The 20,820-nt window shown below is 62.0% G+C and carries 21 protein-coding genes and 1 tRNA gene; 17 read left to right on the forward strand and 5 right to left on the reverse strand.

Annotated features, from left to right (window positions below; all coding sequences use genetic code 11):
* The first annotated feature begins 3 nt into the window (after positions 1–3).
* The 5 genes from MESCI2_RS0112350 to MESCI2_RS0112370 are packed head-to-tail and all read left to right on the forward strand — an operon-like array spanning position 4 to position 5,060.
* On the forward strand, positions 4–774 hold the full coding sequence (locus tag MESCI2_RS0112350; RefSeq protein WP_027036877.1) for an ATP-binding cassette domain-containing protein: 771 nt from the start codon (positions 4–6) through the stop codon (positions 772–774).
* Positions 775–807: 33 nt separating this feature from the next.
* Positions 808–1,794: an autoinducer 2 ABC transporter substrate-binding protein gene (locus MESCI2_RS0112355; protein WP_027036878.1), complete on the forward strand. Its 987-nt coding sequence runs from the start codon at positions 808–810 to the stop codon at positions 1,792–1,794.
* Between the two features lie 7 nt (positions 1,795–1,801).
* Complete coding sequence (locus tag MESCI2_RS0112360; RefSeq protein ID WP_081738705.1) at positions 1,802–2,788, forward strand: ABC transporter permease; 987 nt, start codon at positions 1,802–1,804, stop codon at positions 2,786–2,788.
* On the forward strand, positions 2,785–3,744 hold the full coding sequence (locus tag MESCI2_RS0112365; RefSeq protein ID WP_027036880.1) for an ABC transporter permease: 960 nt from the start codon (positions 2,785–2,787) through the stop codon (positions 3,742–3,744). The genes MESCI2_RS0112360 and MESCI2_RS0112365 overlap by 4 nt, the downstream gene beginning before the upstream one ends.
* On the forward strand, positions 3,741–5,060 hold the full coding sequence (locus MESCI2_RS0112370) for a M20 family metallopeptidase (protein ID WP_245270309.1): 1,320 nt from the start codon (positions 3,741–3,743) through the stop codon (positions 5,058–5,060). The genes MESCI2_RS0112365 and MESCI2_RS0112370 overlap by 4 nt, the downstream gene beginning before the upstream one ends.
* 151 nt (positions 5,061–5,211) lie before the next feature.
* Here the strand turns inward: MESCI2_RS0112370 and MESCI2_RS0112380 are convergent, their stop codons facing one another.
* Together MESCI2_RS0112380 and tig are read right to left on the reverse strand one after the other, a co-directional pair.
* Positions 5,212–5,736, reverse strand: a complete 525-nt coding sequence (locus tag MESCI2_RS0112380; protein WP_027036882.1) for a hypothetical protein — start codon at positions 5,734–5,736, stop codon at positions 5,212–5,214.
* 160 nt (positions 5,737–5,896) lie between these two features.
* A complete protein-coding gene (tig, locus tag MESCI2_RS0112385) occupies positions 5,897–7,363 on the reverse strand; it encodes a trigger factor (protein ID WP_027036883.1) in 1,467 nt (488 codons plus the stop codon).
* Positions 7,364–7,737: 374 nt separating this feature from the next.
* On the opposite strand from tig, the gene MESCI2_RS0112390 reads away from it, so the two are divergent.
* A tRNA-Leu gene (locus tag MESCI2_RS0112390) sits at positions 7,738–7,822 on the forward strand.
* Positions 7,823–7,911: 89 nt separating this feature from the next.
* Here MESCI2_RS0112390 and MESCI2_RS0112395 read toward each other — a convergent pair.
* Entirely contained in the window at positions 7,912–8,490 is a 579-nt protein-coding gene (locus MESCI2_RS0112395) for an NUDIX domain-containing protein (protein WP_027036884.1), read from the reverse strand.
* 225 nt (positions 8,491–8,715) lie between these two features.
* Here MESCI2_RS0112395 and MESCI2_RS0112400 point away from each other — a divergent pair, with 225 nt between their 5' ends.
* From MESCI2_RS0112400 to MESCI2_RS0112410, 3 genes are all read left to right on the forward strand, one after another.
* Positions 8,716–9,819, forward strand: a complete 1,104-nt coding sequence (locus MESCI2_RS0112400) for an NADH:flavin oxidoreductase/NADH oxidase (RefSeq protein WP_027036885.1) — start codon at positions 8,716–8,718, stop codon at positions 9,817–9,819.
* A 258-nt stretch (positions 9,820–10,077) separates the two neighbouring features.
* Positions 10,078–10,356: a DUF982 domain-containing protein gene (locus tag MESCI2_RS0112405; RefSeq protein ID WP_013532012.1), complete on the forward strand. Its 279-nt coding sequence runs from the start codon at positions 10,078–10,080 to the stop codon at positions 10,354–10,356.
* A gap of 30 nt (positions 10,357–10,386) precedes the next feature.
* Complete coding sequence (locus tag MESCI2_RS0112410) at positions 10,387–10,626, forward strand: DUF2188 domain-containing protein (RefSeq protein WP_027036886.1); 240 nt, start codon at positions 10,387–10,389, stop codon at positions 10,624–10,626.
* 79 nt (positions 10,627–10,705) lie between these two features.
* Here MESCI2_RS0112410 and MESCI2_RS0112415 read toward each other — a convergent pair whose 3' ends face one another.
* Positions 10,706–10,987 (reverse strand): hypothetical protein, encoded by a 282-nt coding sequence (locus tag MESCI2_RS0112415; RefSeq protein ID WP_027036887.1) that lies wholly within the window; start codon positions 10,985–10,987, stop codon positions 10,706–10,708.
* Between the two features lie 317 nt (positions 10,988–11,304).
* Here MESCI2_RS0112415 and MESCI2_RS0112425 point away from each other — a divergent pair, with 317 nt between their 5' ends.
* The 8 genes from MESCI2_RS0112425 (at position 11,305) to MESCI2_RS0112460 (ending at position 19,605) form a co-directional block, all read left to right on the forward strand.
* Positions 11,305–12,048 (forward strand): competence/damage-inducible protein A, encoded by a 744-nt coding sequence (locus tag MESCI2_RS0112425; protein WP_027036888.1) that lies wholly within the window; start codon positions 11,305–11,307, stop codon positions 12,046–12,048.
* Between the two features lie 81 nt (positions 12,049–12,129).
* Positions 12,130–12,963, forward strand: coding sequence for a universal stress protein (locus tag MESCI2_RS0112430; RefSeq protein ID WP_023810436.1), 834 nt, complete (start codon positions 12,130–12,132; stop codon positions 12,961–12,963).
* Positions 12,964–13,095: 132 nt separating this feature from the next.
* On the forward strand, positions 13,096–13,596 hold the full coding sequence (gpt, locus tag MESCI2_RS0112435; protein ID WP_027036889.1) for a xanthine phosphoribosyltransferase: 501 nt from the start codon (positions 13,096–13,098) through the stop codon (positions 13,594–13,596).
* A 212-nt stretch (positions 13,597–13,808) separates the two neighbouring features.
* Entirely contained in the window at positions 13,809–14,297 is a 489-nt protein-coding gene (locus tag MESCI2_RS0112440) for an NUDIX hydrolase (RefSeq protein ID WP_023810435.1), read from the forward strand.
* 132 nt (positions 14,298–14,429) lie between these two features.
* Complete coding sequence (locus MESCI2_RS0112445) at positions 14,430–14,741, forward strand: PilZ domain-containing protein (protein WP_027036890.1); 312 nt, start codon at positions 14,430–14,432, stop codon at positions 14,739–14,741.
* A 663-nt stretch (positions 14,742–15,404) separates the two neighbouring features.
* Entirely contained in the window at positions 15,405–19,187 is a 3,783-nt protein-coding gene (locus MESCI2_RS0112455; RefSeq protein WP_027036891.1) for a vitamin B12-dependent ribonucleotide reductase, read from the forward strand.
* A 6-nt stretch (positions 19,188–19,193) separates the two neighbouring features.
* Positions 19,194–19,394, forward strand: coding sequence for a type II toxin-antitoxin system HicA family toxin (locus tag MESCI2_RS1000000136755; protein ID WP_013532021.1), 201 nt, complete (start codon positions 19,194–19,196; stop codon positions 19,392–19,394).
* 4 nt (positions 19,395–19,398) lie between these two features.
* Positions 19,399–19,605 (forward strand): type II toxin-antitoxin system HicB family antitoxin, encoded by a 207-nt coding sequence (locus tag MESCI2_RS0112460; RefSeq protein ID WP_027036892.1) that lies wholly within the window; start codon positions 19,399–19,401, stop codon positions 19,603–19,605.
* Between the two features lie 329 nt (positions 19,606–19,934).
* On the opposite strand, the gene fghA is transcribed toward MESCI2_RS0112460, so the two are convergent.
* Entirely contained in the window at positions 19,935–20,765 is an 831-nt protein-coding gene (gene fghA, locus MESCI2_RS0112465; RefSeq protein WP_027036893.1) for an S-formylglutathione hydrolase, read from the reverse strand.
* Between the last annotated feature and the right edge of the window lie 55 nt (positions 20,766–20,820).

Genomic DNA, 20,820 nt, shown 5'->3' on the forward strand with positions numbered 1-20,820 from the left:
GTCATGACAGAGCCCTTTCTTGTCGCCAGAAACATCGCCAAGCGCTTCGGCGCGCTGACCGCGCTGGCAAATGTCGATCTGGAGATCCGCTCCGGCGAGGTGCTGGCGCTTCTCGGCGACAATGGCGCCGGCAAATCGACCTTCATCAAGATCCTGGCAGGTGCTCATCCGCCCAGTGATGGGGAGCTTGTCATCGAGGGCAATCCGGTCGCCTTTCACTCGCCCAAGGATGCCGCGGCATCGGGGATCGCGACGATCTTTCAGGAACTGGCGCTTTCGGAGAACCTGTCGATCGCCGAAAACGTCTTTCTCGGCCGCGAATTGAAACGCTCCATTTTGGGCATTCCGTTCCTGAAGCGCAAAGAAATGCGCCAGCGCGTCGACGGCCTGCTGAAGGAGCTCGATGCTCATATTTCCGATCCAGAAGCGCCTGTAGGCAGCCTGTCGGGCGGCCAACGCCAGGCCGTCGCAATCTGCCGGGCGCTTAATCTGAATGCCAGGCTGGTCATCATGGATGAGCCGACCGCGGCCCTTGCCGTTGCCGAAACGCGCAAGGTCCTGGCGCTGACACGGCGACTTGCCGCGCGCGGCTGTGCCGTTGTGCTCATCAGCCACAACATTTCCGAAGTCTTCGAGGTTGCCGACCGCATCGTGGTGTTCCGACGCGGCCGCAAGGTCGCCGAACGGCTGGCGGCCGAGACCCATCACGAGGAAGTCGTTTCGCTGATAACAGGCGCTCATCCCGACGTGCGGGCGCTTGAAAAAACAAACTGAAACGCACGTCATTTCCAGAGAGGTTCAAACACAATGCTTTCACAGTTCAAGAAAGTGCTCGCCGCTTCCGCACTGTCACTCGCCATTGCAACCGCGGCGCATGCCGCGGACAAACACAAGGTCGCCTTCGTCCCGCAATTGATCGGCATCCCTTACTTCAACGCCATGGAAGCCGGCGGCAATCGCGCCGCCAAGGATCTCGGCGTCGATTTCATCTACTCCGGCCCCGTCGACACCAATCCGGTCGACCAGTTGCAGATCGTCCAGAACCTGATCGATCAGGGCGTCGAGGCGATCTCGGTCAGCGTCCTCGATGCCTCCAGCATCGCACCCGTGGTCGAGAGCGCCAAGGCGAAAGGCATCAAGCTGTTCACCAGTGACAGCGACGCGCCCGACAGCGGCCGCGCTGTCTATGTGGCGCAGGCGACCGACGAAGGCCTCGGCACAACCATTGTCGACGAACTCGTCAAGCGCGTCGGCGAGGACGCAACCATCGGCATCGTCTCCGGCGAGGCAACGGCGTCCAATCTCAACGCCTGGATCGGCTTCATGCAGAAGCAAGCCACCGCCAAATATCCGAAGCTGAAGTTGCTCGCGCCGCAATTCGCCGGCGGCACCGCCGAACGCGCCGCGCAAATATCAGGCGATCTGATGGCGGCCAACCCGGACATCAAGGCCATCATCGCCGTCGCCTCCTCGACATGCCCGGGCGTAGCCCAGGCCATCGAAACCGCCGGCAAGATCGGCTCGGTCATCGGTGCCGGCTATTGCAGCCCGAACACGGCACGGTCCTACCTGAAGAGCGGCGCCTTCGGCTTCACCGTTCTCTGGGATCCCGAGCAACTCGGCTATCTCACGGTCTGGGCCGGCAAACAGCTGATCGACGGCAAGAGCTTCGAAGCGGAAAACAAGGTCGCCGGCCTGGAAAAGCCCGTCACCTATGATGCCGCCAAGGGCATTTTGCTGCTCGGGCCGCCGGCTGTCTTCACCAAGGACAATGTCGACAAGTTCAACTTCTGAGCCCGACATGAACGTGGTGCGGCAGTTGGGAAACGGTGTCTTCTCCATGAACGGGCGGGAGTGGTCTCTGCTTGTCGCCTGTTTGGTGGCGATCGTCATCTTTTCTGTCGCATCGCCGCACTACGCGACATCAGGCAATGCAGCCACGGTCCTGCGCAACAGTGTCGAACTGCTGCTGATCGGCCTTGGCATGACCCTGCTGCTCGCCATGGGCGGCATCGATGTATCGATCGGCATCGTCATGGGTCTGGCGGCCATCGCCATCGGGCGTGTGCTCGGCGCCGGCGGCAATCCGCTGCTGGCGCTCATTGCAGGCCCTTTGGTCGGTGCGCTGCTGGGATGTGTGACCGCCACCGTCGTTGTCATCGGCCGCGTTCCGGCAATCGTCGGTACGCTCGGCTTGCTCGGTGTCTACCGCACCGCCGTCTTCGTACTTCTCGGAGGGCAATGGCTTTCCGGCCTGCCCTCGAGCCTTACAGAAGTTCTTGCAACCAGCGTGCTCGGCGTCCCCGTCCCTGCCCTGGCGATCACCATTGCCTATCTGGCCGTCTGGCTGGCGCTGCGGCGAACTCCTTATGGGCTGCATCTGCTGGCGATCGGCAATTCGGAGGAAAAAGCGCGGCTTTCGGGCATCCCAGTGATCAAGATCCGCTTCATGACCTTCGTCGTCAGCGGCGTGCTGACCGGCATTGCCGCCATGTTCTACGTCGCCACCTACCGCAACGTGGAAATGACGATCGGCAGCACGCTGGCGCTCGACGCCATTGCCGCAGTCATTCTTGGCGGCACCAGCATATTGGGCGGCAGATGCAGCCTTATCGGCACCGTGCTCGGCGTGCTGCTTCTGAGAATCCTGCAGAACGGTCTACTGCTGATCGGTGTCCCTTCCCTTTGGCAGCCTGTCGTTACCGGGGTTCTCATCATCGGCGTGCTTGGCTTCGAAGCTGTTTGCAACCGATTGCCGCTCGGCAGATTTCAACGAGCCCGCGCATGAAAACGCTCCGCAACCTGCAGGGCCCTGCCCTTACCCTGGCTTTGCTCTGCGCGCTTTGGCTGATCGTGATTGTCGGCCTGCTGGCGCTCAAGCCTTCTGTCTTCAATCTCGGCACCGTCACCACCATCCTTCAGTTCTCGACGATCCTGGCCCTGGTCGGCCTTGGACAAGGGTTGGTCATCGTGGCCGGCGGCGCCGGTATCGACCTCTCGGTCGGCGGTGCTGTCTCGCTGTCCGCCATCGTCGCGATGCTTTGCCTCAAGCTGGGATTGCCGCCGGTGCTGCTGCCCGCCGTCTGCATCCTGGCCGGCGCGATGCTCGGTGCCTTGAACGGATGGCTGGTGAACGGGCTCGCCCTTCTCCCCTTCATCGCAACGCTCGGCACCTTCTTCGTCTATTCCGGCGCGGCACTTGCCGTCACCGGCGGTGCCGCCCAGGCGGGCGTGCCTCCATGGCTGCTCCTGTGGGGGCGCGGCGTCGTCATGGGCATTCCCCTGCCCTTTCTCACGCTTGCCATCCCATGCTTTGCGCTTGCCGGCCTAGTGCTCATGTCAACGGCCTGGGGGCGCTGGATCTACGCCATGGGCTTCAACGAACGCTCGGCCAGACTGGTCGGCATTCCGGTCGATCGCGTTCGCTTCATCCTCTACGCCCTGAGTGGTGCGCTCGCCGGCGCCGCCGGTCTTGTCTCGATCGCCTGGCTCGGCAGCGGCAGGCCCAATATCGGCCAGAACCTCGAACTCGAATCGCTGACTGCCGCCATGCTTGGAGGCATTGCCATCACCGGCGGGCGTGGCGGCGTTGGTGGCGTGTTCGCGGCCGTCCTGCTGCTGGTCACGCTGAAGACCGGCCTTCTGCAATTGAACATCAACACGGTTTGGCAGGTGGGGATTGTCGGCGCCCTTCTGGTTTTCGTCCTTCTCGCCGACCGACTTTCCCAACGTTGGAGATCATGATGCCGTCCATGGAAGAGATCATTGCCGCGCGCGTCGAGGCAAGCGCCGACCGTATTGTCGAAACGCTGAGCGATCTCGTCGCCTTCCCCTCGATCGTGAAATCCAACCCAAAAGAGGCCGGACCCGGCGAGCGCGATTGCCAACTCTATCTGCAAAAGCGCATCGAGGCGCTCGGCTTCTCGACCGATCTGTGGGACCCGGACGGCCCGGCGCTCTACGAGAAATACAAGGGACGCGCCGGCGCCAACAAGGGCAGGACGTTCGAGGGCAGGCCAAATCTCGGCGGCGTCCTGAAGGGCACCGGCGGCGGTCGCTCCATCATGCTGACCGGCCATATCGATGTCGTACCGCCGGGCGCCGCCGGGCATTGGACAACCGACCCGTTCCAGCCCGTCCTCAAGAATGGATTTCTACACGGCCGTGGTACGGTCGATATGAAAGGCGGCGTCGCCTGCATGCTGATGGCCGTCGAGATTCTAAGGGGGTTGGACATTCCCCTGTCCGGAGACGTCGTCTTCACCACCGTCGTCGACGAGGAGATCGGCGGCATGGGGTCGCTGGCCATGGTCGATCGCGGCTTTCACGCCGACGCCGGCATCATGACCGAACCGACGGCGAACAGGATCGCACCGCTCTGTCACGGCATTCTGTGGGGGAAGATCATCATTGACGGCATAGGCGGGCATGCGGAGCTGACGCCCAATGCCTGGTATTCGAGCGGCCCGGTCGATGCCGTCCAGCTTTGCCGGCAAATCCTCGACGGCATCGACATCCTCAACCGGCGCTGGATGTTCGATCCCAGAAAGAACCATCCGTTGATGGACCTGCCCAACCAGATCATCGTCACCCAGATGAGCGCCGGCGAACATCCGTCCTCCATGGCAGGGCGCGGCGAGATCATCATCGACGCCCAGTATCTGCCGAGCGAGCATGACGAGTTCAAACTAGGCGGCAACGTCAAACGCGAAATCGAAGAGCACATAGCCAATGTCTGCCAGGCAGACCCATACCTGCGAAAGCACCCCGCCCGCGTCGAGTGGATCCTCGACGCCGACTGCGCCGAGATCCCAGCGGACAATCCCTTTGTCGGCGTCTTCCAGGAGGCCGTCAGGCAAGCCAATCTCTCGCCGGTCCTGAGTGGCTTTGGCGCGCACAGCGACATCGGCCTGCCGACCGGCCTCGGCAACACGCCGACCGTCAATTTCGGTCCCGGCGACCCCGCGCAGGCGCATCAGCCGAACGAACGCGTTTCGGTGCGCGATCTCGTCGATTGCACCAAGGCAATTGCAATTGCCGTCGAAAAATGGTGCCGCTAGCCGGCAGCGCCAACATGAATGGATCGGTTAGCAATGCCACGACAGCCGGCGGCATCGTGGCCGAACTTGCGCTACTGTCTGGTGACCTCGTCGCATTCTGACAGCCGGCGAGCTTGCGCAAGAAATTTGGAGGTCCTGGCTCACGATCCGTTCACGGCGGATCGGCGTTGCAGCTGCCGGCTACCTGGTTGACCGCTTCGCCAAACCCGGCGAGGTCGAAATCAGCCTCACCCCGCCCCGCCAGCAGCCCGAACCGCCAGGAAAGCTGAAGCCGGTTCGCGGCAACAAGGCGCCTGATGCCATCGGCGCCATCGCGCACCAGCATCCGGCCGCGCGGTCCGACCGCCCAGCTTTCATCGAACTTGCTCTCCTGATCGACCGTGATCGACATGGTGATCTTGCGGCTGGCCGAAACAGCGTCGTTCAGTTGCAGCCATTCAGTCCAGTGCGGCTCGCCGTTTGCCCGGCAGGCAATCGTCAGGATCGGGCTGTAGCTCAAGGCACCGCCGCCGGTGATCAGCTTGTTGGTGGCGTAGAGCGAGGCCGTGACGAGGCCGTCTTCGCTCGTGCCGAAGCGCCAGTTATCAGGCACCGTGCCGGCCTGGGCAATGCCGCAGACCGAGACAAGGATCAGCGCGATTGCCGAAGCGTGTCCCAATTCGACGAACAGTCTCAACACGCCCTCCAAAAACCAAGCGGCTTGCAATAGAGGCGCAGATAATGATCAAAGCTTGGTCGCCACAGGCCGTCGCTCGCGAAGCATGGCGGCTGTTGCAGTTTGGCAACGAAAAAGGCCGCCTCGAGGGCGGCCTTCCTGTTTCAGCGGAGCGCTGGTGTTATTCGGAGGCCTTCTTCTTCGGCGCGGCCTTCTTCTTGGGCTCTTCCGCGTCGTCGGCCGTCTTGGCGTCGGCCTTCTTGGCGGCGACTTTCTTCGCCGGCTTCGCCTTGACGGCGGTCTCGTCCTCTTCGTCGTCGGCCATCAGCTCTTCCTTGCTGACCTTGACGTCGGTGACCGAAATCTGACCGAGCAGATGGTCCACCACCTTTTCCTCGAACATCGGCGCCCGCAGCGTGTTCAACGCTTCCGGGTTGTTGCGGTAGAACTCGAAGACTTCCTGCTGCTGATTGCCGGGATAGCGACGCACCTGCTCGAACAGGCCGCGCTGCAGCTCTTCGTCCGATACGGTCACGCCGGCCTTCTCGCCGATTTCAGCCAGCACCAGGCCGAGGCGCACACGGCGCTCGGCAAGCCGCAGATACTCGGTGCGCGCCTCTTCTTCCGTCGTCTCTTCGTCGGCGAAGGTGCGTCCGGCTGCTTCCAGGTCACGATTGACCTGCGCCCAGATGTTGTTGAACTCGGCGTCGACGAGTTTCGACGGCGCCTCGAACGAATAAGCCGCGTCGAGCTGGTCGAGCAGCTGGCGCTTGACCTTCTGGCGCGTCATGGCGCCGAACTGGTTCTCGATCTGGCCGCGCACGACGTCGCGCAGGCGCTCCAGCGACTCCAGGCCGAGGTTCTTGGCGGTCTCGTCGTTGATTTCCAGCGCGCCGGGCTGGGACACTTCCTTGACGGTGACGTCGAAGGTCGCTTCCTTGCCGGCCAGATGCGCGGCCTGGTAGTTTTCCGGGAAAGTCACGGTGACCTGCTTTTCGTCACCGGCCTTGGCGCCGACAAGCTGATCCTCGAAGCCGGGGATGAACTCCTTCGAGCCCAGAACCAGCGGCTGATCGGTGCCGGCGCCGCCATTGAAGGCCTCGCCGTCGATCTTGCCGACATAGTCGATGGTGACGCGGTCGCCATTGGCGGCCTTGCCGGCCTTCGGCTCGTAGCTGCGCGCCGATTCGGCAACGCGCTGGACCTGCTCGTCGATCTCGGTATCCGGAACGTCGAACACCTGGCGTGTCACCTTGATGTCGGAAAAGTCCTTGATCTCGATCGCCGGGATGATCTCGTAGTTGAGGCGGAATTCGAAGTCGGCACCGCCGGCCAGGATCTTCTCGGCTTCCTTCTCGTCCTCGGTCATGATGACTTCTGGCTGCATGGCAGCCTTTTCACCACGCCCGGTAATGATCGAACGGGTCGAATCGTTGAGGATTTCGTTGACCACTTCGGCCATGAACGACTTGCCGTAGACCTTGCGCAGGTGCTGCACCGGCACCTTGCCTGGACGGAAGCCGTTGATGCGGACCTTGTTGCGGGCATCCGAAAGCCGCGCCATCAGCTTGGCTTCCATGTCACCGGCCGGCACGGTGATCTTGATCTCTCGCTTGAGACCGGAGTTGAGCGTTTCGGTGACCTGCATCGTAAAACCTTTGTTTTCACCAATGAGACTGCCACGGCCTCTGCCGTTCACAGCCTGCCGGTATATTCTTGCCGGGAATGGCTTTTGGTACGGAACCTGGCGATTTGACCGAAAACCCGGCTCAAACTCTCCCAAACTGCGTTCCAAAATGTGAATAAGTTCTTGTTTTTCCTACTTCTTATCACATTCTGCAGAAGCGGATCGTCGCGTCCCGTCACATTTGACACGCCTTTTGTCACAGGCGAGGCCAATTTTCAACAGTCTTCGCGTTCCGGCGAATAACCAGCATTCGGGCCTGACCCACATCTTGTCGCTGACCCACATCTTGTCTCCGACATTGACAGAATGATGGCCACATGGGATTGCCGGTCCATGCGGATGTGGCGGAACTGGTAGACGCCCTGGATTTAGGTTCCAGTGCCGAAAGGCGTGGGGGTTCGAGTCCCTTCATCCGCACCACCCTTCGCTCTTCGAGCTTCGGGTGGCGGGCCACCCGAATAGATGACGGAGTGTCCCCCGAAGCCTTGGCGAAGGAGGACCGGCGCCGTTCAGGCAGCCATCGGATTGAGCTTCAGATGCTGGATCAGGATAATGGTCTTGGCGTCGATGATGCGGCCATCGGCGATGCCCGCCAGCGCCTCGTCGAGCGGCATTTCCAGAACCTCGATATCCTCGCCCTCTTCTTGGGCGCCGCCGCCGGCCGAGATGCGATCGGCGGGCGAATAGCGGGCAATGAAAAACCAGAGCCGTTCGGTGACGCTGCCGGGGCTCATATAGGGCGAAAACAGCCGCTCAATATCCTTCAAGCGGTAACCAAGCTCTTCCTCGGCTTCCTTGCGGATGGCGGTCTCTGGATCGTTTTCGTCCAACAGGCCGGCACAGGCCTCGATCAACGGTTCGCGATGACCGGTGACATAGGCGGGATAGCGGAACTGGCGCACCAGAAGCACGGTCGAACGCAAGGGGTCGTAAGGCAGGATCACCGCGCCGTCGCCGCGATCATAGGTCTGGCGGATTTGCGTCTCCCACTGACCGTCGCGCCGGCGATAGTCGAGGACGGTCTTCTTCAAGACGGCCCAGTCGTCGGAGAGGATTTCCTCCGAACGGACGCGAATACGATCTTCCATCATGGTCTCCATGCAAAAGCGCGTCGCGCTTTATGCTCCTGTTTTATGCATGTCGCTCTCCCAAACCGGGGCCACTTTTGGGCGACATGCATTGCCGAGGCGTAGCCGCGAACCGGCATTTCGGCAATCCCGTCAGTGATTGGTCCAGAACCCCTTTCACCGCCTCGTGTCTGGCGCAGGCGCCATCGGTCGCCTAAATAGCTGCGAACCCTCCCGGAGTTTCTCATGACAGCGTCGCTTTTCCAGCCGATCACCCTCGACGGCCTCACCTTCCCCAACCGCATCGCCGTCGCGCCGATGTGCCAGTATTCCGCCGACGACGGCTCGGCCAGTGACTGGCATCTCCATCACTGGATGAACCTCGCAATGTCCGGCGCCAGCATGGTCACGGTCGAGATGACCGATGTCGAGCGGCGCGGGCGTATCACCCATGGCTGCCTCGGCCTCTATTCCGAAGACAATGAAGCGGCCGCCCGCCGCGCACTGGACGCCGCACGACGCGTCGCCGCACCCGGCACGAAATTCGGCTCCCAACTCGCCCATGCCGGCCGCAAGGCTTCGAACCGCAAGCCGTGGGAAGGCGGCGGGCCACTGCAGCCAAATGAGGATCCCTGGCAGACCGTCTCCGCCTCGGCCATCCCCTACGACACCGGTTGGAACGTGCCGCACGCACTGGAGGACGAGGAGATCCTGCAACTGATCGAGCGCTTCGCCGAAGCCGCAAGGCGGGCCGAACGCGCCGGCTTCGATTTCATCGAACTGCACGCCGCGCATGGCTACCTGATCTTCCAGTTCCTGTCGCCCTTGTCCAACCAGCGCACGGACCGCTGGGGCGGCTCGCTGGAAAACCGCATGCGTCTTGTCGTCGAGATCGCCAAGGCGGTGCGCAAGGCTACGCCAAAGCTGATGCTCGGCGCGCGGCTGTCGGTGATGGATTGGGTCGATGGCGGCTTCGACGTAGCGGACGCGATCGAAGTGGCCAAGGCGCTCAAGGACGAGGGCGTTGCCTATCTCTGCTGCTCGAGCGGCGGCAATTCGCCGTTGCAGAAATTGCCCACCGGCCCCGGCTATCAGGTGCATCTGGCGGAGGCGGTGCGCAAGGGCGCCGATATTCCGACCCGTGCGGTCGGCCTGATCGACGACCCGAAGCAGGCCGAAGCGATCCTCGCCGAGGGCCGCGCCGACATGGTGGCGCTGGCGCGGGCCTTCCTGGCCGATCCGCGCTGGGGATGGCGTGCGGCGGCGACATTCAGCGAAACGATCCACCCGGCACCGCAGCTTGCCCGTTCGGTGACCACGATGCAGCATTGGATGAAGGCGACGGGCTGAACGGTCCGCGCTCCCGACCACGGCCACCTTGGCTCCAGACAGCTTGACGGTGCTTCGCTGCAATTCCGTCCGCGAGCTGTTACGATGGCGAGGCTGTGGCGGGCGCGGCCAGGCTTGGGAGGAAATCTGTCGGCCGGGGCATTCCTCCCGGTTGCGGTGCTGGTTGCCGGAGTAGGGTTTTCCAAACAGCCTCTGAGACGTTTGGGCGCAGGCTGACGGCCATGGTTGCAACCAAATTGGCTGCTTTGCGTTGCGGCCATGATGGACAACAAACCTTTTGAAGTGCCGGTCGTCGTCGAACTTGGCCACGTCGGCAAATATCGCCACATCCGCAGCGCCCAGGAGGCTGCGGAGTGCCTGATGACGGTGTGGCCGCTCAATCGCGGCCCGCGCCATCGTGATGCCCTCGACACTTGCCTCAAAGTGCTGGAAGGTTATCGTTCGACAGCAGATGCGCGCCGGGCGCTGATTGAAGCGGCCAAGGAATCGGAAGTGCTGGTGCCCGACGACAGACTGCCCGACGACCGGCTGCATTGAGCAGACGGACCTTTCAACCGGAGGTTTTTCATGGCGAAGCTGACTTACAAGATCGTCGAGCATGACGGCGGCTGGGCCTACAAGGTCGGAGCGACCTTTTCCGAGACGTTCCCCACGCATCAGGACGCAATGCGCGCGGCCGAAATCGCCTCGGCCGAGCAGCAGGTCGCCGGAGCGACCGACGGCATCCAGTATGAGGACGCCGAAGGCAAATGGCACGAGGAACTGGCCGACGGCCGCGACCGGCCGCAGACAGAAGTGTCAGATTAATTCCGGCAATCGTTATCGGGCAGGCAAGGAGCCGGCCGCGGACATCGAGAAAGTCCGCGGCCCGCAGCTGCCAGTGGCATCATTTGCCGCAATACTGATCGTTGACGTTCCCCTGGGCATTCGCGTCAGGGCCGGGCGTGTGATCGGCACATGGGCCAATCGGGCCGGTGTTGCCCAAGGTGTTCAACCCGGAGCCATCTGCATTGATGCTGCCGGTGGTGCTGGGATCGACAGTCGTTTGGTCTTCATTGCCGAACAGCCACCAGCTGTGGTTTGAATAGGTGCTGTCCGACGACTGTGCCATCGCCGATGTGGCGAGACCAATCGTCAGGACGGATGCTGCTAGAAGTTTGGTGTACATTTTGGATTACTCCATATCTCATCGTCTTTGTCGTCTTGGGAGCGACACAGGTGAAACCCGTCAATCAACCGATGGTTCCTTGAAATTGTCGTGAAGCTGCCTGGATGTCGGATCGGAGAATGCACGGATCGCAAGGCGTTTGATGAAGGCAACGACCCGTTCAGGCTCGCTGAATTGCGGCATGTGGCCGAGGCCTTCGACGGATTCGAAATCAAGCCTGTCGATCCATATAAGTGCAGCTTGTTCGCCGCTCGGGCGGCATTGCGGCCGCTGCCGCGCCGCGCTATCTCAGGCGACCCGTCATGCCGGAGCCTTCCATGCCTGAAATCGTGACCGCCGCCATGCTCGTCATCGGCGATGAGATTCTGTCCGGCCGCACCAAGGACAAGAACATCGGCCATCTCGCCGACATCATGACGGCGATCGGCATCGACCTCAAGGAAGTGCGCATCGTCCCTGACGAGGAAGACGAGATCATCGCGGCGGTGAATGCCGTGCGCGCGCGCTACACTTATGTGTTCACCACGGGCGGCATCGGTCCGACGCATGACGACATCACGGCCGATTCCATCTCCAAGGCTTTTGGCGTGCCTTGCGAATACGATGCCCGGGCCTATGCGATGCTGGAGGCGAGCTATGCCGCGCGCGGCATCGAATACACGCAGGCCCGCAAGCGCATGGCACGGATGCCGCGCGGCGCCGATCTCATCGACAATCCGGTGTCGGTCGCGCCTGGCTTCCGCATCGGCAACGTTCACGTCATGGCCGGTGTGCCGTCAATTTTCCAGGCCATGCTCGACAATGTCGTGCCGACGCTGAAGGCTGGCACGAAGATGCTTTCGGCGACCGTGCCCTGCCCGTTCGGCGAAGGCCTCATCGGCGGGCCGCTAGGCGATATACAGAAAGCGCATCCCGATACGATCATCGGCTCCTACCCGAAATATGGCGATGGCAAGTTCTGGACCGAACTGGTCGTGCGCGCCCGCAGCCAGGAGGCGCTGGACGCCGCCCGCGCCGATGTCGAGGCGATGGTAGCCGGCTTCGCCAGCAATCCCGGCTGATCTGGTCCAGACCGGAACAAAGCACGACGCTGCAACGTTTCCCCGGCACGAGTTCGCCAGCTCGTAAACTGAGGGATTGTCATGCGATTCAAAACCATCGTCGCCATTCTGCAGAACGAGCAGGACGCCGAGCGTGTGCTCGACTGCGCCATTCCGCTCGCCACCCGGTTCCAGAGCCATCTGGTCGGCATCCACGCGGAAACGCTTCCCGTGCCCTACACCTCTGCCACAGGCTTTCCCGACACCGAATTCCTGCAGGTTTCGGCAGATATGAACCGGGAACGGGCCGAGAAACTGAGGACGCTGTTTCTCAGGCATATCGAGGATTCCGGTCTTTCCTTCGAGTGGCGAAGCCTGGAGAGCTTTTCGGGTGACAGCGCGCTGACCGGGATTTCGAGCGTGCGGGCCGCCGACCTGATCATAGCGGCGCAGCGCGAAACGGGCGGCGATTCCAGTGCGGACGTAGACACGCTGGTCTACGATGCCGGCCGGCCGGTGCTGGTGGTGCCGCACGAGGGTCCGCTGATCACCACCTTCAAACGCGTCTTGCTCGCCTGGAACGGCAGCAAGGAAGCGGCGCGCGCCGCCTTCGACGCGCTGCCCTTCATCATCGAAGCCGAGAAGACCGACATATTGGTTATCGACCCTCCTGAAACGCTCGACGACAGCCCGGAGGCCGCCGGCGCGGAAATCGCGTCGGCGCTATCGCGCCACGGCGCCACCGTCAGCGTCTCGGTGCAGCAGTCGGGCGGCAGTTCGGTCGATGACATCATCCAGACCAGGATCGCGGAAACCGGCGCCGATCTGCTGGTACTCGGCGCCTACAGCCACTCATGGCTGCGTCAGCTTCTGTTCGGCGGCGTGACGCGCAGCGTGCTGCGCACCGCGCCGGTGGCAGCCTTCCTGTCACGGTAGGTCCACAGCGATCGCTAGCCCTTGCCTTTGCCAAGGCCCTTGCTCTTGCCAAGATAGGGGCTTTCCAGCTAATTCCGCGCGCATTCCCCTGTTTTCCTGCGCGCGATACCCGCGTGCTGTGGAGTGCGCGACATGTCCCTTCCCGAAAAAGCCTTTCCGGTCTCCTGGGACCAATTCCATCGCGACGCCCGGGCGCTCGCCTGGCGGCTTGCCGGCGCCAACAAGGGGCAATGGAAAGCGATCGTCTGCATCACGCGAGGCGGGCTGGTGCCCGCGGCGATCATCTCGCGTGAACTCGGCATCCGCGTCATCGAGACGGTCTGCGTCGCCTCCTATCACGACTATACCAGCCAGGGGCAGCTGCAGGTCCTCAAGGAGATCACCCCTGCCCTGCTCGACGACGACGGCGCCGGCGTACTGATCATCGACGACCTGACCGACACCGGCAAGACGGCGGGCATCGTGCGCGCGATGATGCCCAAGGCGCATTTCGCCACCGTCTATGCCAAGCCGAAAGGCAGGCCGCTGGTCGATACTTTCGTCACCGAAGTCAGCCAGGACACCTGGATCTATTTCCCGTGGGACATGGGCTTCACCTACCAGAAGCCGATCGCCGACGACCACGCCGGCTGATTCGCAACTACCTGCCGGTTACAGACCAGCAGCTTGCACCGGGCATGATTTGCTTTCGCAAACAGGTCCGGCAGAGCCGGATATTTTGCGAAATCGACGTCTATTGGCGGAAATCGGCCAGGCGAATGAAATTTTTTACTTTTATTGCCGACAATTAGCCGTAAGATTCGTGAGACGGCAAACGATTCCGGAGGCTGGGGCTAGCTTCTTCGATGTTGACGAGGCCAACGACACACAATCATCTGGCCGAAAGGGTCCGACGGCTCTTCGGCACTGCGCCGTGCCGCCTGCAGGTTGCCGCCCTGCCGTGGCGCGACACGGGAGACGGCGTCGAAATCATGCTGATCACCAGCCGCGATACCGGCCGCTGGGTTTTGCCCAAGGGCTGGCCAGAGGCCAGGGAGCCGCTTTGCGAGGCCGCGGCGCGCGAAGCCGGCGAGGAGGCCGGGCTGCGCGGCCGTGTCTCTCATCTTGAAGCCGGCCGTTACTTTTACGCCAAGGTACTGGCTTCCGGCGAAGAAGTGCCGTGCGAGGTCCTGGTGTTTCCGCTGCATGTCGACAAAGTCGCGGATCGCTGGAAGGAAAAACACTCGCGCACCCGCAAATGGGTCCGCGCAAGCGAAGCGGTGCGCATGGTCAACGAACCCGACCTTTGCCAGATCATCGCCTATTTCTGCGCCGACCCGCACAGCTTCTCCTGACGGGCGGCCACACCGCACTCTTTGCAAAACGGGACTGGCTTGCAACGGCTGGACACGCGTTGCCGCGCATCGACATGAATGCTTTGCTAAGGAATCAAGGGTAGGATTCGGCAGCTCTGGTATTTTTGATCGATGGCGAACCCCGCAAATCCAATTCCAAACGAGTCCGACGAGTCCCAGCGCGAGCATCGTCCGCGCGTGCTCAAGGGCGGGTCGATCATCACCGGAATTTCGAATTCGGAAGTCGGTTGCACGCTGCGCAACCAGCACGAAGGCGGCGCCGAACTGAAGGTACCGCTGGAAGCCCGGGTCCCCGATCGCTTCCTTCTCTATGTGCCGCTCGACGGCATTGCCTATCGTTGCGAGGTCCGCTGGCGACGCAACGACCGTATCGGGGTGCAGTTCACCGGCACCGAGCCAAAACCCCGGCTGCATTACGGCTGATCTTGCGGGGACGGTTGGCAAGCTCGCGCCGGGACCCGCCTTCACGACACGTTGGATCGTTGCCGCGTCTGGATTGCCTGGTGGCGACCAAAATTGCGATCGCCGCACCGCATTCTATCCCCGTTATCCACATATGTGACACACAAGATGTTGGGGTCACAAAAGCTACGCAAACGAATCCTTGACGGCGCAAAACGAGTCGCCTTTTATAGGCCATGCGCTCCTGTTGAGAGTGCGACCGGAAAGTTCTGAGCCCGGTCTTTTTCCCGGATTATGTGCGTTTTGCTCGCATTTCCGCCTGTTTACGAGGCCGGCGGAAGCGTTGGAATTGTAGGGCGGTTGGGGTCGATAGGGACAATTGTCGGGCTTGAATAAATTGTCTGTTAATACTATATTTAGTGTTTGCAGGTAGGTTCGACGCTAGATAGTGTGAATTTCCCTCGACCGAGGGAATCGGAAAAAATCAGTTTTGAGGGACCCGTGGGTTCGTCGGCGTGTTGGACAGGCACTTCGCAAGGAGTTTGACCAGCAGGGCCGGCGGAGGCTGCGAAATGGAGAGCCGGCCGTTTTCGAACGCCGGCAGACGGCGGACATGCGCGTTTCGCATCGGGGGCAGAAATCCCTGGGGAAAAGCGCTATATATAGACAAAAGGGACCGGACCAATGCGCATCGAGCGTCGTTTCACCAAGCCAGGACAGTCTGCCTATGCGGAGATCGAATTCCGCAAGGCGCTTTCGGAGATCAAGAATCCGGATGGCTCGGTGGTGTTCCGCTTGGACAATATCGACGTGCCGGCGCAGTTCTCCCAGGTCGCAGCCGATATCCTGGCGCAGAAATATTTCCGCAAGGCCGGTGTGCCGGCGCGCCTGAAGAAGATCGAAGAGAACGACGTCCCCTCCTTTCTGTGGCGCTCCGTAGCCGATGAGGCGGAACTGGCGAAATTGCCGGAAGCCGAGCGCTACGGTTCCGAGATCGATGCGCGCCAGGTCTTCGACCGGCTCGCCGGCACCTGGACTTACTGGGGCTGGAAGGGCGGCTACTTCAAGGGGTCGGAGGAAGACGCGCGCGCCTTCCGCGACGAGCTTGCCTACATGCTGGCCACCCAGCGCGTCGCGCCGAACTCGCCGCAATGGTTCAACACCGGCCTGCACTGGGCCTATGGCATCGACGGCCCGAGCCAGGGCCACTTCTATGTCGACCCGTTCACCGGCAAGCTGACCAAGTCGAAATCCTCCTACGAGCATCCGCAGCCGCATGCCTGCTTCATCCAGGGCGTGCAGGACGACCTCGTCAACGAGGGCGGCATCATGGATCTGTGGGTGCGTGAAGCGCGCCTGTTCAAATACGGCTCCGGCACCGGCTCCAACTTCTCGCTGCTGCGCGGTGAAGGCGAAAAGCTGTCGGGCGGCGGCCGCTCGTCGGGCCTGATGAGCTTCCTCAAGATCGGCGACCGCGCAGCGGGCGCCATCAAGTCGGGCGGCACCACGCGCCGCGCCGCCAAAATGGTCATTGTCGACGCCGACCACCCCGATATCGAGGAATTCATCGACTGGAAGGTCAATGAAGAGCAGAAGGTCGCCTCGCTGGTGACCGGCTCGAAGATCGTCAAGAAGCATCTCGAAGCGATCATGAAGGCCTGCGTCAACTGCGAAGGCAATGGCGACGACTGCTTCGACCCGGCCATCAACACCGCGCTGAAGCGCGAGATCAAGGCGGCCAAGAAGTCCGCCGTGCCGGAGAACTACATCTACCGCGTCATCCAGTTCGCCAAGCAAGGCTATTCGTCGATGTCGTTCAAGACCTACGACACCGACTGGGATTCGGATGCCTACCTCACGGTTTCGGGCCAGAACTCCAACAATTCGGTGTCGCTGAAGGACAATTTCCTGCGCGCCGTCGAGGACGATGCCGACTGGCACCTGACCGCCCGCAAGGACGGCAAGGTGCTGAAGACGCTGAAGGCTCGCGACCTCTGGGAAAAGATCGGTTACGCCGCCTGGGCGTCCGCCGATCCGGGCCTGCATTTCAACACGACGATGAACGACTGGCACACCTGCGCTTCCGCCGGTGCGATCCGGGCGTCCAACCCGTGCTCGGAATACATGTTCCTCGACGACACGGCCTGCAATCTCGCCTCGATCAATCTGCTGCCCTACCGCAACGCCGACGGCACGATCGACATCGCAGCCTACGAGCACACGGTGCGGCTGTGGACCATCGTGCTCGAAATCTCGGTCATGATGGCGCAGTTCCCGTCGAAGGAGATCGCCAAACAGTCCTACGAATACCGCACGCTCGGCCTCGGCTATGCCAATATCGGCGGCCTGCTGATGACATCGGGCATTCCCTACGACTCCGATGAAGGCCGCGCGATCTGCGCCGCACTCACCGCAATCATGACCGGCATGGCCTATGCCACCTCGGCCGAGATGGCCGGCGAACTCGGCGCCTTCGCCGACTACGACCGCAATGCGCAGAACATGCTGCGCGTCATGCGCAACCATCGCCGTGCCGCCTATGGCGAGAAGCAGGGCTACGAGAAGCTCGCCGTCAACCCGGTGCCGCTGGTCGCTTCCGACCTGAAGCAGCAGGACCTTGCCACCCACGCCAAGGCCGCCTGGGACCGCGCCATCGAGCTCGGCGAAGAGCATGGCTACCGCAATGCGCAGGCGACCGTGATTGCGCCGACCGGCACGATCGGCCTGGTCATGGATTGCGACACCACCGGCATCGAGCCCGACTTCGCGCTGGTGAAGTTCAAGAAGCTGGCCGGCGGCGGCTATTTCAAGATCATCAACCGCGCCGTGCCGGAAGCGCTGCGCACGCTTGGCTACTCCGAAGCCCAGATCGCCGAGATGGAGGCCTATGCGGTCGGCCACGGCAACCTCAACCAGGCGCCGGCCATCAACCCCGGCGCGCTCAAGGCCAAGGGCTTCACCGACGACAAGATCGCCGCGCTCAATGCGGCGCTAAAGTCGGCCTTCGACATCAAGTTCGTCTTCAACCAGTGGACGCTCGGCGCCGACTGGGTGAAGGAGACGTTCGGCTTCACCGACGAGCAGCTCAACGACTTCTCGTTCGAGATCCTGCCGGCGCTCGGCTTCTCCCGGAAGGACATCGAGGCCGCCAACATCCATGTCTGCGGTGCGATGACGCTGGAAGGCGCGCCGTTCCTCAAGGCCGAACACCTGGCCGTGTTCGACTGCGCCAGCCCGTGCGGCAAGATCGGCAAGCGCTCGCTTTCGATCAACAGCCACATCCAGATGATGGCGGCTGCACAGCCCTTCATTTCCGGCGCCATCTCGAAGACCATCAACATGCCCAACGATGCGACGGTGGAAGACGCCAAGGGCGCCTACATGCTGTCGTGGAAGCTGGCGCTGAAGGCCAACGCGCTCTACCGCGACGGCTCGAAGCTGTCGCAGCCGCTCAACTCCTCGCTGCTCGCCGATGGCGAGGACGACGAGGATGAAGCCGTCGAGCAGTTGCTCGCCGCACCTGCGGCAGCGCGTGCCGCACAGATCACCGAGCGGATCGTCGAGCGCATCATCGAGCGCGTGTCGCGCGAGCAGGAAAAGCTGCCCGGCCGCCGCAAAGGTTACACGCAGAAGGCCAAGATCGGTGGCAACACCATCTTCCTGCGCACCGGCGAATATGACGATGGCCGTCTCGGCGAGATCTTCATCGACATGAACAAGGAAGGCGCGACCTTGCGTGGCCTTCTCAACAACTTCGCCATCGCCATTTCGCTGGGCCTGCAATATGGCGTGCCGCTCGACGAATATGTGCACGCCTTCACCTTCACCAAGTTCGAGCCGGCCGGCATGGTGCAGGGCAATGACGCCATCAAGAGCGCGACGTCGATCCTCGACTACGTGTTCCGCGAGCTGGCGATTTCCTATCTCGGCCGCAACGACCTCGCCCATGTCGACCAGTCGGACTTTTCCAACACCGCACTTGGCCGTGGCATCAGCGAAGGCAAGACCGACGCGGTCTCCAAGGGCCTGACCCGTGGCGCCTCGCCGGTGAAGCTGGTGTCGCGCGTCAGCGGCAACGATCCGAAAGGCTTTGCGGCCCCCTCGGGCGCCCCTGCCCGCTCGGCACCGACCGCCTTCTCCGGCTCCAACGTGCTGGCGCTGAAACCGGCCAGCGACGAAGCGGTCGCCTACAAACGCGACTATGAGGAGCGGGCAAAGGAACTGGCCGAAGACATCGCCTTCGAGGAGGCGGTGGGTGCTGCTTCCGACGCGACGGCAGGCTTGTTCACCGACGCCGCGGCCGTCGAGGCGGCCGAAGCCAAGAAACTCGCCAACGACCGCCGTGCAAGGTCCCTGCTTCAGGGATACACCGGCAATTCCTGCTCCGAGTGCCAGAACTTCACCATGGTGCGGAACGGGACCTGCGAGAAGTGCGATACGTGCGGCTCGACGAGCGGGTGTAGCTGAGGTCTAGTGCCACCTCGGCTTACAGTTCGCGAGATCATTCGCCTGCTGGAGGCCGACGGCTGGTATCTGGTTGCAACCAAGGGCAGCCATCGCCAATATAAGCATGAAGTCAAAGCCGGCCGCGTCACCGTGGCTGGCAAGCCATCTGAAGAGGTTGCGCCAGGAACACTGAACAGCATCCTCAAGCAGTCAGGTTTGAAGGAGTGATGACATGCGTTACGCGGTGGTGATTGAAAAAGCAGGAAGTAATTTCTCTGCCTATGTGCCGGACCTACCCGGCTGCATCGCGACAGGTGCCACTGTGCCTGAAGTGGAAACCGAGATTCGCGACGCAATACGCTTTCACATCGAAGGTTTGCGAGCCGATGGGCTGGATGTGCCCAAGGGTGTCAGCCTCGCGGAATACATAGAGGCATAAAATTCCTGCAATCAGGATTCTCGGCATCTACCCCGCCGGCACACCCGCAGCGTCTGCTCGTCAACGGCTCGTCCTGCCCCACGAATAGCAGCTTGCGCCCCTCACCCGCCGGCACCTCGAAATACTGGATCCCGTCAGGCATTTCGCCCCAGTCGCCGCACGGTTGCTCCGGGATTTCATCGAGGCTTGCTACCGCTTTCAGCTCTTTCGCATAGGCCGCGTTGGAGCTGAACGCTTAGCGTTTGACGGCGGCAGGCGCGGCGCCCCCGGCGTAAGGCGTCGGATTCAATAACTTGTTTGCATCTGGCCATGCCTTCGGCTTGCCCGGTTCAAAGCCTCTCAGCATGCCATCTCAGATGGTCGTCCATGAAGCTGGAGATGAAAAGATACGAGTGATCGTATCCATCCTGCATCCGCAGCTTCAGCGGAATACCTGCTTTGGTGCAGGCCGCTTCAAGCAGCCAGGGCCTCAGCCCGTCGTCAAGAAATCCGTCCGACGTTCCCTGATCCACCAAAAATTCAGGGAAACGATATCCGTCGTCGATGAGCGACGTCGCGTCGCAGGTTCGCCACGAGGCCTCATCCTTGCCCAGATACTTCTCAAAGGCCGGTCTCGACCAGCCGGCGGTGCTTGGCTGGGCGATCGGGGCGAACGCCGAGCAGCTCTTGAAACGCTGCGGATTCTTCAAGGCAATCGTCAGCGCGCCATGCCCGCCCATCGAATGGCCGGAGATAGCCTGGCGCGTCATATCGGCTGGAAATTCAGCCGCGATGAGGGCCGGCAACTCCTCGGTGACATAGGAATACATGCGATAGTTCTTCGCATAAGGCTCTTGCGTCGCATCGAGATAGAAGCCGGCGCCGGAGCCGAACTGCCAGTTGTCTTTTTCATCCGGAATGTCGCCCCCGCGCGGGCTGGTGTCGGGACAGACGACGATCAGGCCGAGATCGGCGGCCATGCGCCTGTACTCGCCCTTGTCCATTACATTGGCGTGGGTGCACGTCAGGCCTGAGAGATACCACACAACGGGACAAGGCGTTTCCCGCGCCTGCGGAGGTATGAAAACGGCAAAAGTCATGTCGCAACGGCAACTCGTCGACAAATGGGAATAGACGCCCTGCACGCCGCCATGGGCTTTCGTTTGAGAGATGATTTTCATGTGTTCTCCACGTTGCGGGTCGGATGACGGTCGCCCCCTACTGCCACCCAGCGGC

It is taken from the genome of Mesorhizobium ciceri WSM4083 (assembly GCF_000519305.1).
In the GTDB taxonomy this organism is placed as follows: domain Bacteria; phylum Pseudomonadota; class Alphaproteobacteria; order Rhizobiales; family Rhizobiaceae; genus Mesorhizobium; species Mesorhizobium ciceri_B.